Source organism: Planktothrix sp. (genome assembly GCF_046067725.1).
GTDB lineage: Bacteria > Cyanobacteriota > Cyanobacteriia > Cyanobacteriales > Microcoleaceae > Planktothrix.
In genome coordinates this window covers 24,252-37,725 of record NZ_JBJUDF010000234.1, presented here as the reverse complement: position 1 = coordinate 37,725, position 13,474 = coordinate 24,252, and the positions used below count along the sequence as shown (strand labels likewise).

Genomic DNA, 13,474 nt, shown 5'->3' with positions numbered 1-13,474 from the left:
TGGGTTTTTGGGTTCTCGCTGGCTAGGGAACCTTTGGCAATGTCCATCGACTATTAAAGTAAGTCAGGAGTTAGAAAAATTGCTGACTTACCTTTTCCTAGATCACCTCGGAATTCTGATCACAACTGTTAAACTCTCCTTTCAGGGTGATGCAAACTAACCTTAAAAAATTATAGCTTAAAATTAACAAAAGAATCCTCTATTTTATTAAGTTGAGTGAACCTATGAAACCGACATTAACCTTAGCAACATTGGTATTAGCAGCCAGTTATATACTTCCAGCTTATGCTGTCATTCCTAATACCCGTATTAACACCCAATCTCCAACACAACCATCCCAAGATTTAATTTTAGCTCAAAATAATTTTGATCAATATCGTCAACGTCGTCATGCGGAGTTAGAACAACAAATGCGCGAAGAGGTGAAAAAACCTCAATATAATAATTTATCCCAAGCTCAAAAAGCCCAGATGATTCGAGATGCTCATAATGCTTTAGATCAACGTTTAGATCAAGAATATGACGCTTTAAAACAACGACAATCTAACAATAACCGTAATAACAATAACCGCAATAACAATAACCGTAATAACAATAACCGTAATAACAATAACAATGATCGTTATAACCAACAATCATTTGATCAATATCGTCAACGTCGTCATGCAGAGTTAGAACAACAAATGCGTCAAGAGGTGAAAAAACCTCAATATAATAATTTATCCCAAGCCCAAAAAGCCCAGATGATTCGAGATGCTCATAATGCTTTAGATCAACGTTTAGATCAAGAATATGATTCTTGGAGACGGGGTGAAAATAACGGAAATTATAATAATGGTCGGTATGATTCAGGCAATTATAATCGCGATCGCTATGATCGTTATAATAATCGCAACAATCAACCTTATCCCCAACCCTATCCGAATAATGGGCGTTACACTCGTTAACTTTAGGGTGTATCCCCATCGCAAACAGCTATAGCACTACTTTTCGAGGAAACTACGATTCACTGGGAACAGTAAGAAGTGAAACAGTTTACTGGTTTCACTCCCCAGTCTTAACTGTAATGCGTCGTGCTCTAGCTTCCTGTCGTCAGATTGCTAATCACGTTGATGCCTAAAGAGAAGAATGCAGGGGGTTGACAAAACTCTTCGCTGAGGAGATAATGTTGTAAGGGGGAGTTCGCACATACACTTGATTATTTAATCAATACCTAAAACCAACTCACTCCGATTACCCCTGCGATCGGAATGATTGGTTTTCAGTCAGTGAATTGGCATAAGCAGATTCGATCATGATTAATAATTCAGGAATATCAAAGGGTTTAGAAATAAAATAAGAAATTCCTAATGAGGTGGCGAGAGATTCTAATTCGCCATAACCTGTTGCTAATATCACGGCTAATTTAATTCCTTGGAGTTGTAGTTTGTGGTAAACTTCTGCCCCAGTTAGTTCAGGCATTCTATTATCTAAAATTAATAAATCGGGTTCCTCATCAATTGTTTTTTCCACCGCTTCTTTCCCATCCTTAGCTTCTTTGACCTCCCAACCTTCCTCCTCAAGAATAAACGTGAGGATCGCTCTACTGGCATCGTCATCATCGGCAATCACAACTTTTCGCTTTTTTGCATTCTGAGTGTTCATCTGGGAGTCCTTTTGATCGGTAAATAAAAAACCTGTGAATGAGGTGCTGATAAAGATAAATTAACGACTGAAATCGCTTTTAAACTAACTTCTACTAACTCTTCATTAGCAGTTTTATGGACAACTACTTGGACTTTTCCTCCTTTACCAGCTTGATCAAAGGCTTGAAGAAAATAACGCAGTAAATCATGTAAAAGGCTTCTCGGATCAGCAAAAACTGTGATCGGTTCGTACCAGTCCGGTAAGATTGTAACCTGGCGGATGGCGGTTTCCGTTGAGAGAACATCGATTAAATTAGAGATCTGATCAGTTAGCGACACCGATTGAACTGTGCCAATTTCAAAGGAAGCTAAAGTGCGCCAAATTTCAGCACGACGCCGAAAGATGTCAATAGAATGTTCAGCCTGTCCTAACAATTGCATCGCGTAGTCTAAACGGTTAACCGCCACCATCCGCGACACCACTTCCAGTTTTAAGCGTGCGGCATGATTCGCTTGAATAACATCCTGACGTAAATCTTCTAGGGGCTGATATTCATTGGGATTAGACTTTAATACCCGACGAATATGTTTTTCTAAGTTAGCAACTAATAAGTCCGCTTCAATGCCGTGAGAAGCGCATAGTAATATTTCTTTAAGTCTTTGTCCTGCATCTGGACGCAGCATTGAGATACTCAGGGCCCCGACAATTTCTTGTTTGTCATTGCGTAGCGGAATTCCTTGACAAGTGAACGGATGAAACCCCTCAATAAAATGCTCTGCACTAATAATTTCCACATAATCAGCTTCGGCTAGAGGCGTCCCGATGCCGTTTGCACCCGCGACAGATTCGGACAGCAGAGAACCTGGCCCTGGGAAAGATTCTGTTTCTTGTACCGTCTGCTTATCACCCACAACATCCAATAAAATCGCTTGCTGATCGCTTAACATGACAGCATGACGATCAACCCCTGCCGCCTGTGACAGCATCCGAATGTAAGGACTGGCAACTCGGATTAAATCACTATTTTTCGTGATTAAATCTTCTGTATCGGAAGGTGATAATTTTTCAGCTTGGAGGGTATAGGGGTTAGCACCTTGCAGGTGTGATCGCTCCCACGCTCGATAAATTTTTGATCGCAACATCCGAGCCGGAATCGCACCCATCGACTTGTATATGCGTCCTGCTTCTAAGACATCAGTTTGCAGAGCTTTCATGTCCCTAAGCTCACTTTTTTTATGATATTAAATGTTAGTTGGCTAACCGCACGACACAATTAGAACAGATAGGTTAATAGCCCCAAACTTGATAAATTTTCATCATTTTCTAGTTAAATTTAGTCAAATTTTGATGAAATGACTAAAATTTATAGCAATGGAGCAAAACTTTACTCGATGTAAAAATTTCCGATTGTTCTATTGTCATTATAAACCGAATAAGTTACAAATGCAACTCAAACGACTAATCAGCCTATTTTATAGAGCAAATTTAAAGGAATTGTAAAGAATATCATCATCCCTTAAAAAAGATCGAACTATTCCAGAAGTTCCCTAATTGTGCAATAATGATCCGGCAGTCTCCCAACCCGCCTTTGCATCCGATGGCCGATCATCCTCAAACTCCTGATGAACTAGCCCAAGTCTTAGCTGAATTTCAGGATCTCCATTTTGAACTGCCTGATCCAGAAGCAGAAATTCCTGAATTCGATTTTGAACGCCAAATTGATGTCGCTTGGAAAGTTTGCGATCGCTTCGATTTGCAAACGGAAATCTGGCGAGGTAGAATTTTAAGAGTTGTCCGCGATCGTGAGAAAAAAGGCGGCGAAGGACGAGGTACAGGGTTTTTAAATTGGTTAAAAGAACGAGAAATTAGCAAAAGTCAAGCCTACGCATTAATTGAATTAGCAAATAGTGCTGATACTTTATTAATTCAGGGACATCTGAACCCAGATGCGATTAATAATTTTAGTAAAAGAGCCTTTGTAGAAACGGCAAAAGCTCCCGCAGAAGTGCAACAAATGGTGAGTGATGCCGCTTGTAAAGGCGATCGCATTACTCGCCGTGAAGTTCGACAATTAAATGATGAATGGACGGCGATGAGTTCGGATTTAATTCCTGATGAAATTCGGGAAAAAGCCACAGAAGGTTCCATGCCGCCTCGATATCTGGCTCCCTTGGTTCGAGAACTGGAAAAATTACCCGAAGCTCACATCACAGAATTGCAACGGGAAATGATAGAAAATCCCGATGTTGATACGATTAAACAGTTAACATCCGAAGCTAAAAATTTATCGAAATATTTAGATGCAGCCGCTCAAGTTCAAGCGTTAAATCAATCTTCTGTGGATATGGAAATGGCATTAGAAGAAGCCTTACGGGTGGGATGTTTAAATACGGCTTCTGATTTAGTTAAACAAGCGACTGTGCTCGAACAAACCATGGTTAAACTGTATAGCAGTTGGAAACGAGTCGGAAGTTTAGCGGATCGATTATATGTCGATACGGGAGCAAGTACCCCCCATTTGCGATCGCTTTTAGGATGTTTAGAACAGTTAGCCGGACAAATTATTGAAGTGCAATTAGGAGACGGTAGTGAAGGTCGAATTCGGTTACAAATTCTATCCGATCATGAGTAAACCTGGTTTTTGAGCACTTCCGATCAGATCCCGCTATCGCGAATTCCCATGAAAAGTTAAAATGAAACAGTTGTGCTGAATGGGGATGTGAGTGACGTTGTTGAGATGCCGTAGATCAGGAATTGAGATTAAACCGTTTCATCGTCTACTGTTGCTCGATTCACGTCTCTTTTAACATCAATGTGATAAAATCTAATCCTACAATATGATAGAACGGTATACTTTGCCCGAAATGGGCAATTTGTGGACAGAAACTTACAAGCTGCAAACTTGGTTACAAGTAGAAATTGCCGTCTGTGAGGCGCAGGCAGAGTTAGGATATATTCCATCAGAAGCCGTTGAAGAAATTAAAGCTAAAGCGAATTTTGATATCAAGCGGGTGCTGGAAATTGAGGCAGAAGTCCGCCATGATATGATTGCGTTTTTAACCAATGTCAACGAATATGTCGGGGATGCTGGACGTTACATTCATTTAGGCTTAACCAGTTCTGATGTCTTAGATACCGCCTTAGCTTTGCAGTTGGTGGCGAGTGTGGATGTGTTATTAGAACGCACAGAAGCTTTAATTCAAGCCATTCGTTACCAAGCCCAACAACATCGTGATACGGTGATGATTGGTCGTTCCCATGGCATTCACGCCGAACCCATCACCTTTGGGTTTAAATTAGCGGGATGGTTGGCGGAAGTCTGCCGTAACCGGGAACGTTTGGTGCGTTTGCGTCAAACCGTTGCGGTGGGTAAAATTTCTGGGGCTGTGGGAACCTATGCTAATGTTGATCCCAGAGTCGAAGCGATCGCTTGTCAAAAATTAGGACTCGAACCCGATACCGCTTCCACCCAGGTGATTTCCCGTGATATTCATGCCGAATATGTACAAACTTTAGCGTTATTAGCGGCAAGTATTGAACGGTTTGCGGTGGAAATTCGTAACCTACAACGCACTGATGTTTTAGAAGTAGAAGAATTTTTTGCTAAAGGTCAAAAAGGTTCCTCTGCAATGCCGCATAAACGCAACCCCATTCGCAGTGAACGTCTAACGGGAATGGCGCGAATTATTCGGGGAAATGCGGTCGCTGCGTTAGAAAATGTTGCCCTTTGGCATGAACGGGATATTTCCCATAGTTCCGTTGAACGAATGATATTACCTGATTCTTCAACGGTGGCTCATTTTATGTTAGTTGAACTCACAGATTTAGTCAAAAATCTGTTAGTTTATCCCGAAAATATGCAGCGTAATATGAACCTGTATGGTGGAGTTGTCTTTAGTCAACGGGTGTTATTAACCTTAGTTGAAAAAGGCATAAGCCGCGAGGAAGCTTATAAAATTGTGCAATCTTGCGCCCATACCGCTTGGAACAAAACCGATGGGGATTTTCAAGCATTAATTAGGGAGAACGAACAAGTTAAAGCTCAATTATCTCCTGAAGAAATTGATGCTTGTTTTGACCCCCGACATCACTTGAAAAACCTTGATCAAATTTATCAACGGTTAGATATTTAAACGTTAAAAACTGGGTTTCAATCTCTGATGAGGGATAGATAGTTAATCTCAATGAGCCAGAAAAATAGATTAAAATCCAATTAATTGTAGGGGTTAGGCGTACCTCGCCCCTACAATTAAAATTTGGATATTGTTCAGAATTAATCTTCTTGCTCATACTTTTTTACACTTCATTGATCCTGGCTAGATTATCAAATATTCCCTAAATTAACCCGGTTTCTAACGACTCATATCAACCTTCTTTTAACCTGAATCTTCCTAAACCTATGATGCGATTATTTTTATTTTTATTCCTAATTTTGGGTGTGAACTGTTACCCCGTAAATGCCCAAAATTTAACGCCTCCTCCCGCTTCTCCTGCGGCTTCTCCGCCTCCAGTTGTGGTTCAAGATTATAATCAAGTTCCGGCTTCTGAAAAATTAGTGGATATTAGAAGTGTTAACTTGAATATTCGTCTTGATATTCGGTATGCCACAACCAACAATTTTTTAAAGAAAAAACTGTATTCAGTTCCCCGTTGTTTATTACGGTCTGATGTTGCCCAACGGTTATCACGGGTACAACAAGATTTAGAGGGAATGGGGTTAGGATTAAAAGTCTATGACTGTTATCGTCCCCTATCAGTAACGCGACAAATGTGGGAAATTTTACCCGATACCCGTTATGTCGCAAACCCCGCAAGAGGGTCTCGCCATAACCGAGGGGCGGCAGTTGATTTAACTTTAGTTGATTTACGCACAGGCGCAGAGTTAGAAATGCCAACAGCTTTTGATGATTTTACCGATAAAGCCGCAAGAGATTACCCTGGAAATTCCCCCCAAGTTCGTCGTAATAGTGACTTATTAGCGGCTAAAATGAAACAACAAGGATTCATCCCATTAATTACCGAATGGTGGCATTTTGATGCCCCAGGATGGGATAAATATGGCCTTTTAGATGTTCCATTAGAAAATATTCGTTAACACCCGTTGGGGCGAGGTTTTCTCGCCCCAATTGCTAAGTTTAGATAAGTTTTTTAACTTTATTCTTTCAAGTTATTTCAAATCTCCCCTATTTCAGAAAATTGGAGTAAAATTCTAAGTATAGCTACTTAAACCTAGCTGAATCTAAAATTGAGCGAAAACACAATGCAGTATTACTTCACCGCATTTATCGTTATTTTCTTTATCGCCTGTTACGGTTATAGTTATTTTATTGTTAAACTCGCAAAACAAAAAGGCGAAGAATTCTTATTTTTTGGAATGTTATTAGGGTTATTTGGATTTATGGCTTTTTGTGCCGCTTCTGTACCCTTTTTACATTGGATGCTGGATTAAAATGCCGTTTTTAAGGTTAAATAATTACCGATTTTATTATACCCTAAACGGCGATATTAATCAACCTGTTATTTTATTTTTACATGGATTTCTAGGGAATAGTCAGGATTTTAACACCCGACTTTCCCCCTTATTTTCCCAGTTTTGCTGCTTAACCCTTGACCTCCCCGGACATGGACAAACCCAAGTCTTAGGGGATGATATTTATTATAGAATGTCAGAAACCGCAACGGGGTTGATAGAATTATTAAATTATCTTCAGATTTCCCAATGTTATTTAATGGGATATTCTATGGGAGGAAGATTAGGATTATATTTAACCCTTTATTTTCCTCAATATTTTAAAAAAGTGATCTTAGAATCAACCTCCCCAGGACTTAAAACCGAAGCAGAACGCTTACAACGGTTAATTTCCGATCTTCAAAAAGCCGAACAATTACAAACCTTAAATTTCAAAGAATTTTTAGAAGAATGGTATCATCAACCTTTGTTCAAAACCTTGAGAAATCATCCCGAATTTGAACAAATTTTTAACCATCGTTTGAATAATAATCCCCAAGAATTATCAAAATCTCTGCGTTATTTAGGAACTGGAAATCAACCGTCTTTGTGGGAAAAACTTTCTTCCAATCAAATTCCGTTATTATTATTAGTCGGAGAACTTGATCAAAAATTTAAACGCATTAACCAAGAAATGCAACAGTTATGTCCGGTTTCCCAGTTGCAAATTATCCCCAATTGTGGTCATAATATTTTAATCGAAAACCCTCACGCCTGGATGGAAGCTCTTGTTAAATTTGTATCGGAATGAACTATCAATTTCAATTTGAACCTTATCAACGTTCTTTTAAAACGCCTCTGAAAACCGCTTACGGAATTTGGGAAACGCGCTCTGGAATTATTTTAAGTTTAACCGATGAACAAGGTAGAATTGGATGGGGGGAAATTGCGCCTTTAAGTTGGTTTGGGTCAGAAACCTTAGAAGATGCGATCGCGTTTTGTCAACAACTTTCCTCTGTCATTTCAATTGAAACAATTTTCACCATTCCCGACTCTTTACCCGCTTGTCAGTTTGGGTTTGAATCTGCATTTATGGAGTTAAATGCTAACGCAGATGTTGATTTATCCCAACTTCAGTATAGCGGATTATTACCCACTGGAGAAACAGCATTAACCGTTTGGGAACCTTTATTTCAACAAGGATATCAGACCTTAAAATGGAAAATAGGCGTTGATACAATTACAGAAGAAATTAATCTTTTTAAACAGTTAATAGACAAGATAACACAAACCCTAGAAACCCGGTTTCTTGAAGAAACCCGGTTTCTATCTGGAACTTCAAAAATCCGTCTGAGATTAGATGCAAATGGCGGTTTAACCTTTGAACAAGCGCAACGCTGGTTAGAAACCTATGATTTAATTAATGCAGATCATAAATTAATCGAAATTGAATTTTTAGAACAACCTTTATCGATTTCTCAGTTAGAATTAATGTTAGAATTAAGCGATCGCTATTCAACCCCCCTCGCCTTAGATGAATCCGTTGCTAATTTCCAACAATTAAACTCTTGTTATCAACAAGGATGGTCAGATATTTTTGTGATTAAACCTGCTATTTTTGGTTCTCCGAAAATCCTCAAAAACTTTTGCGATACTCATCATATCGATACGGTTTTTTCTTCAGTTTTTGAAACAAATATCGGTCAACAATCCGCTTTAAAACTTGCATCTGAACTTTTATTATATCATCGTGCCGTGGGATTTGGAATTAATCATTGGTTTATTGCTTAAATGAATTCCTCTTCTATTTTCATACTGAAAAATTAACTATTTTCCAGTATGTCTAGTTTTCTACTAGGATTTTTTATACTTTTTATTATCAATATAATCATTAATGTTTTGCAGCAGATGAGTCAGATACTTAACTATATTTTCTTTATCATCAATCAAGTATCTGAATTCACTTTTGTGATCATCAGCATTGTCACCAGGCTTTTTCCAAATAATTTGATTTGATGCGTCACAAAATGAAACATTTCCATGAGCTAAATCGCATCGTATCTTAACTATAAAGTTAAGGATGACATCTATTTCTTTATCAGGAACTCCTAGATTACCGTGAAAACCATACATATCTATAAGTTTTTTAATTGTCTTAGCGTCTAGGTTGCCAGATATGGGAATATTAGTTGGATCTAATGTAACTATTTCATCCTTTATAACTGCTCTAATTGTATCTTGAAGATTATTCGCTATCGTTTCCTTTTTAATATTAGAAGCTATGAAGCTTTTGCTTTGATCATTTAATAACCATAACTTCTGAATTTTTTCACTTAAATTTTGGTAAGTTAGCTGATCCATTAAAATCGCATCATGGATTGCAATTATCCCATTCCTAATCGAAGATTCAATTAAGTTGTATAAAAGTAAATAGCAATGCGATTTCAGAATTTTTTGAAGCTCGCTATCAACTGTGTACTCACCTGATGGAAAAATGATTGAGTTCGTAGAAAAAGGCCCCATGTTTTCAATCCTATCTACTAACTCAAAATATTTATTAATCTCGGCTACTCGCTTGTTAAATTCCCTGATGAAATCTTTCATAGACTGTGCTTAAGCAGGGTATCTTTAACATCGTCAATGGCTAGTGGGATTGATTCGCTCAAACATATCTTTTCTTACGCTTTCATTGGCTTTGTCTGAAAGAATAATCATTCTAAGAGGAGTATTCTTAAACTTTCTCTGGCGTGATGGTGCCAAATCTTTAAAGCAAAAACCGTTCAAGGAATCTAATGTGCTCAAGTTAGTTAATCGCAACTGGTTTCTGAGAAAAGCTGCAAGAGTTATAATTCTTTGAGAGCCATCAACAATTTCTAGCCTTCCAGATTCTTGAATTTCAGCCACGAAGACCGGAGGGATAGGTAAACCGAGAATAATAGATTCAATTAATTTAGATTGACGATTAATATCCCATACAAACTCTCTTTGATACTCAGGCACATAAATGTCGCTTTCATCCTGATCATCTTTCTCTAAGTATTTATTGACGATCATCTCTATTGTATATTCTCTAGTATCATAGTCAATTTGTTGCTTTTTAGCCTCAATTTGCTGTTCTGCGGCAGTAATTCTGTCTTGCTGAATTGCTTTAACCATAAGACCTCAGCCTTCATTGAAACAGTCATTCTTAAAATTATAGCCAAATCATGAAAATATTACAACGGATATGAAAAAACGGGGTTTAGGTGTAATTGTTAGTATTGTAGAAAAACAGTTTAAATCGAAAAAATAATTCCGTAGAGACGTGCCATGGCGCGTCTCTACCTGGCACGTCTCTACAACGATTTAAGGATAGAAACACAATTGAGGTAAACCTAATGTTTCTTCCCAACCCATCATAATGTTCATACACTGCACTCCTTGTCCAGCTTGACCTTTAATTAAGTTATCAATAGCTGACATTACAATCACTCGTCCCGTGCGTTGATCGACTTCAATTCCTAAATAACAAAGGTTGGTTCCGCAAGCCCATTTGGTTTGGGGGTAGGTTCCTCCGGGTAAAATTTTAACTAACGGAGAATTGCGATAAAACGCTTTATAAATGGTAATTAAATCTTCTCGAACTAAACCCGGATCTCGCAAAGTTGCATAAACTGTTGCTAAAATTCCCCGTACCATTGGCATTAAATGGGGGGTAAATTGAACTAAAATATCATGTCCGGCTAAATCACTACAAATTTCTTCAATTTCTGGAGTATGACGATGATGACCGCCTACGGCGTAAGCTTCCACAGAACTATCTGCTTCTGCTAATAACATATTAACTTTGGCTTGTCTACCGCCTCCAGAGGTTCCTGATTTTGCATCAATAATAGCGGTATCAGGAACGACTAATCCTTGTTTTAATAAAGGTGCAATGGCTAATAAACTTGCTGTTACATAACAACCTGCACAACCAACTAATTGAGCCGAAGAAATGCGATCGCGATACAATTCTGGTAAACCATAAACCGCCGTTGCTGCGATCGCTTGATCTTGACGGTTTCCCCCATACCATTTTTCATAAACTTCTAAGTTAGAAAATCGATAATCCGCCGATAAATCTAACACTTTGCACCCTTTTTCTAGCAATTGGGGCGCCATTTGATACGCTAAACCATTGGGGAGGGATAGAAATACAATTTGACATTTTGAGGCAATTTTATCAATATCAATCGGTTCAATGACTAAATCCACACATTCGCTTAAATGGGGATAAAGACTGCAAAAAGGTTTTCCCGCGCTACTATCTCCCCCTAAATAAGCAATTCTCACCAGAGGATGATCCTGTAATAGACGAACCAGTTGTACACCTCCATAACCTGATGCTCCCACAATCCCGACGGGAATTCGTTCTGTATTATCCATATGACCTAACTCCTAGAAAAACCACATCATCCGTTTTACAAGCGACTAACCAGCTTTTGCTGCATGATAGCGGATTCTGTAAAACTTTGGAAAACTGTTTTATCATTGTTTCGCGATGTGTCAAACGTGGAAACCCATTTCCTCTAGTCCTTGGCGTAACCGTTTCGCTTCTGGGGAGTTGTTTTGTTCGTGGAGTTCAATGGCGGCTTTAAACATCATTAAACTATCGCTAAGTTGACCAATTTGTAGGAGCAGAACTCCTAAATTTTGAAAGGTTTCTGCTGAGTTAGGATTTAATTCGATGGCTTTTTGATAAGCTGCGATCGCTTCTTGATACGCTCCCATTCCTCTCAACGTCATTCCTAAATTATAATGAGAGATCGCTAAATTTGGATCAATTTCTATTGCCATTTGATAAGCCGTTTTAGCGGATTCTAATTCTCCTTCTTGTTTAAAAATATTGCCTAAATTATTATAAGCGCCTAGCTTTAATTGGGGTAAAATATTAATCTCAACAGCTTGTTGATAATGGTGTTTTGCCGTTGAAAATTGCTGTTGTTTTCCATAAGCAATTCCTAAATGATAATGCAATTCATATAAAATCCCTTCTTCTATATCACTGTCTTGAGATAACCCTGATTTTAATAATTCAATTCCTTGCTCTAAATCTCCAATTTCGACATACAAAGCTCCTAATTTACTAATAGCATAGGCATCATTAGGATGTTCTGTTAAATAACGTTCCATTGCAGCTTTTGCCATTTGCCATTTATTGCGTTTAGCAATGGTTTCGGCTTGATATCCTTCATGTAAAATAGCAATATTCCCCAAATTTCCGATTTTCCATTGTGGTTTTTGGCGAACTAACTCAGCCACACTATCATCCACCATCGCATGATAGGGACGAGAAAAACAAATTTGGGGATGATTTCTAAATAATCGAGATACTAAAGAATAGGGAGATTGACTCGCGCCAATTTCCTGTCGAATTAAGTTAACCACAATTAAATCACGGTTTTCCATGATTTGGTGCAGTTGCTTCCCAATTCCCGGTGCTAAGGTTTCATCCGCATCTAACACTAAAATCCATTGTCCGGTTGCATAACTTAAAGCCGCATTTCTGGCTTTAGCAAAATCATCACACCAGTCAAAGGAATGAACTTTTGCCCCAAATTGTTGAGCAATTTTAGGGGTTTTATCCGTTGAACCCGTATCTAAAATGATAATTTCATCAACGATTCCTTGAACACTGTTTAAACATTTTGCTAAAGTTTCCTCTTCATTTTTAACAATCATGCAAAGGCTTAATTTCATAACCAGAAATGGGAGAGTTTATTAGATGCAATCATAACAATTGTAGCTTATTGGGGTAAAATTAGAACTTGATCAATGACATGAATTACCCCATTACTCGCCGGAATATCTCCATCAATCACCGTTGCATTTCCAACCTGAATCTGATGATGATTCGTTTTAATCGTGAGTGAATCTCCTTCTAAGGTTTTGAGGGTTCCTGATTTTAAATCGGTTGACATCACCTTACCCGGAACTACATGATATTCTAATAATTCCGTAAATCGGTTTAAGTTTCTCGATTTCAAAATAGCATCTAAAATTTGTTGGGGTAATTTTGCTAAGGCTTCATCCGTTGGCGCAAAAATCGTAAAATCTCCTTGTTTTAAAGCGTCTAATAAGCCAATCGATTGCAAAACCATTCCTAAAATTTTAAATCGCTCATCCGCTAAAATAACAGTTGCTAAATCTCCCACCACACTTTGAATCACTTTTGGAGAAATCGACTGTTGAGTAACATCTTGACAAGGTTGAGGACATATTGTTTCTAAAGGGGGAGAACTTTCAACTTCTGCTGCGACAACAGGAGCAACCAGTCCTAACGTTAATAAACTGAAAAGACTCAGGAGTCCAACCCTTTTAATCGAGTTTTTGGCTTTTCTTAAAGAATTCATCATTTCATCCTCCCTAAAGCCTAAA

The 13,474-nt window shown here is 38.3% G+C and carries 14 protein-coding genes; 7 read left to right on the top strand and 7 right to left on the bottom strand.

The window, feature by feature from the left end:
- Nucleotides 1–224 precede the first annotated feature (224 nt).
- Nucleotides 225–947: a hypothetical protein gene (locus ACKPEB_RS14480; protein ID WP_408965631.1), complete on the top strand. Its 723-nt coding sequence runs from the start codon at nt 225–227 to the stop codon at nt 945–947.
- 286 nt (nt 948–1,233) lie between these two features.
- On the opposite strand, the gene ACKPEB_RS14475 is transcribed toward ACKPEB_RS14480, so the two are convergent.
- Together ACKPEB_RS14475 and ACKPEB_RS14470 are read right to left on the bottom strand one after the other, a co-directional pair.
- Nucleotides 1,234–1,644: a response regulator gene (locus tag ACKPEB_RS14475; RefSeq protein WP_408965630.1), complete on the bottom strand. Its 411-nt coding sequence runs from the start codon at nt 1,642–1,644 to the stop codon at nt 1,234–1,236.
- On the bottom strand, nt 1,641–2,840 hold the full coding sequence (locus tag ACKPEB_RS14470) for a GAF domain-containing protein (protein ID WP_408965629.1): 1,200 nt from the start codon (nt 2,838–2,840) through the stop codon (nt 1,641–1,643). Before ACKPEB_RS14470 ends, ACKPEB_RS14475 begins: the two co-directional genes overlap by 4 nt.
- Nucleotides 2,841–3,223: 383 nt before the next feature.
- On the opposite strand from ACKPEB_RS14470, the gene ACKPEB_RS14465 reads away from it, so the two are divergent.
- The 6 genes from ACKPEB_RS14465 (at nt 3,224) to ACKPEB_RS14440 (ending at nt 8,866) form a co-directional block, all read left to right on the top strand.
- On the top strand, nt 3,224–4,258 hold the full coding sequence (locus tag ACKPEB_RS14465; RefSeq protein ID WP_408965647.1) for a hypothetical protein: 1,035 nt from the start codon (nt 3,224–3,226) through the stop codon (nt 4,256–4,258).
- Nucleotides 4,259–4,463: 205 nt separating this feature from the next.
- Entirely contained in the window at nt 4,464–5,759 is a 1,296-nt protein-coding gene (gene purB, locus ACKPEB_RS14460; RefSeq protein ID WP_408965628.1) for an adenylosuccinate lyase, read from the top strand.
- A 266-nt stretch (nt 5,760–6,025) separates the two neighbouring features.
- Nucleotides 6,026–6,721, top strand: a complete 696-nt coding sequence (locus ACKPEB_RS14455; RefSeq protein ID WP_408965627.1) for a M15 family metallopeptidase — start codon at nt 6,026–6,028, stop codon at nt 6,719–6,721.
- A gap of 165 nt (nt 6,722–6,886) precedes the next feature.
- On the top strand, nt 6,887–7,075 hold the full coding sequence (locus tag ACKPEB_RS14450; RefSeq protein ID WP_408965626.1) for a hypothetical protein: 189 nt from the start codon (nt 6,887–6,889) through the stop codon (nt 7,073–7,075).
- Between the two features lies 1 nt (nt 7,076).
- Nucleotides 7,077–7,886, top strand: a complete 810-nt coding sequence (menH, locus tag ACKPEB_RS14445) for a 2-succinyl-6-hydroxy-2,4-cyclohexadiene-1-carboxylate synthase (RefSeq protein WP_408965625.1) — start codon at nt 7,077–7,079, stop codon at nt 7,884–7,886.
- Nucleotides 7,883–8,866 carry an o-succinylbenzoate synthase gene (locus tag ACKPEB_RS14440; protein WP_408965624.1) on the top strand — a complete coding sequence of 328 codons (984 nt, stop codon included), beginning with the start codon at nt 7,883–7,885 and terminating at the stop codon, nt 8,864–8,866. Before menH ends, ACKPEB_RS14440 begins: the two co-directional genes overlap by 4 nt.
- A gap of 63 nt (nt 8,867–8,929) precedes the next feature.
- Here ACKPEB_RS14440 and ACKPEB_RS14435 read toward each other — a convergent pair whose 3' ends face one another.
- The 5 genes from ACKPEB_RS14435 to ACKPEB_RS14415 form a co-directional block, all read right to left on the bottom strand.
- On the bottom strand, nt 8,930–9,679 hold the full coding sequence (locus ACKPEB_RS14435) for an MAE_28990/MAE_18760 family HEPN-like nuclease (protein WP_408965623.1): 750 nt from the start codon (nt 9,677–9,679) through the stop codon (nt 8,930–8,932).
- 33 nt (nt 9,680–9,712) lie between these two features.
- Nucleotides 9,713–10,231, bottom strand: coding sequence for a DUF262 domain-containing protein (locus tag ACKPEB_RS14430; RefSeq protein WP_408965622.1), 519 nt, complete (start codon nt 10,229–10,231; stop codon nt 9,713–9,715).
- Between the two features lie 189 nt (nt 10,232–10,420).
- A complete protein-coding gene (gene argC, locus ACKPEB_RS14425) occupies nt 10,421–11,482 on the bottom strand; it encodes an N-acetyl-gamma-glutamyl-phosphate reductase (protein WP_408965621.1) in 1,062 nt (353 codons plus the stop codon).
- Nucleotides 11,483–11,602: 120 nt separating this feature from the next.
- Nucleotides 11,603–12,796 (bottom strand): tetratricopeptide repeat protein, encoded by a 1,194-nt coding sequence (locus ACKPEB_RS14420; protein WP_408965620.1) that lies wholly within the window; start codon nt 12,794–12,796, stop codon nt 11,603–11,605.
- A 47-nt stretch (nt 12,797–12,843) separates the two neighbouring features.
- Nucleotides 12,844–13,452: a fasciclin domain-containing protein gene (locus ACKPEB_RS14415; protein ID WP_408965619.1), complete on the bottom strand. Its 609-nt coding sequence runs from the start codon at nt 13,450–13,452 to the stop codon at nt 12,844–12,846.
- Nucleotides 13,453–13,474 lie beyond the last annotated feature (22 nt).

Coding starts and splice junctions, on each gene's coding strand:
- ACKPEB_RS14420 (WP_408965620.1), bottom strand. CDS start 12,796: ATGAAATTAAGCCTTTGCATGATTGTTAAAAATGAAGAGGAAACTTTA.
- menH (WP_408965625.1), top strand. CDS start 7,077: ATGCCGTTTTTAAGGTTAAATAATTACCGATTTTATTATACCCTAAAC.
- ACKPEB_RS14435 (WP_408965623.1), bottom strand. CDS start 9,679: ATGAAAGATTTCATCAGGGAATTTAACAAGCGAGTAGCCGAGATTAAT.
- ACKPEB_RS14465 (WP_408965647.1), top strand. CDS start 3,224: ATGGCCGATCATCCTCAAACTCCTGATGAACTAGCCCAAGTCTTAGCT.
- ACKPEB_RS14450 (WP_408965626.1), top strand. CDS start 6,887: ATGCAGTATTACTTCACCGCATTTATCGTTATTTTCTTTATCGCCTGT.
- purB (WP_408965628.1), top strand. CDS start 4,464: ATGATAGAACGGTATACTTTGCCCGAAATGGGCAATTTGTGGACAGAA.
- ACKPEB_RS14430 (WP_408965622.1), bottom strand. CDS start 10,231: ATGGTTAAAGCAATTCAGCAAGACAGAATTACTGCCGCAGAACAGCAA.
- ACKPEB_RS14415 (WP_408965619.1), bottom strand. CDS start 13,452: ATGATGAATTCTTTAAGAAAAGCCAAAAACTCGATTAAAAGGGTTGGA.
- ACKPEB_RS14470 (WP_408965629.1), bottom strand. CDS start 2,840: ATGAAAGCTCTGCAAACTGATGTCTTAGAAGCAGGACGCATATACAAG.
- ACKPEB_RS14455 (WP_408965627.1), top strand. CDS start 6,026: ATGATGCGATTATTTTTATTTTTATTCCTAATTTTGGGTGTGAACTGT.
- ACKPEB_RS14475 (WP_408965630.1), bottom strand. CDS start 1,644: ATGAACACTCAGAATGCAAAAAAGCGAAAAGTTGTGATTGCCGATGAT.
- argC (WP_408965621.1), bottom strand. CDS start 11,482: ATGGATAATACAGAACGAATTCCCGTCGGGATTGTGGGAGCATCAGGT.
- ACKPEB_RS14480 (WP_408965631.1), top strand. CDS start 225: ATGAAACCGACATTAACCTTAGCAACATTGGTATTAGCAGCCAGTTAT.
- ACKPEB_RS14440 (WP_408965624.1), top strand. CDS start 7,883: ATGAACTATCAATTTCAATTTGAACCTTATCAACGTTCTTTTAAAACG.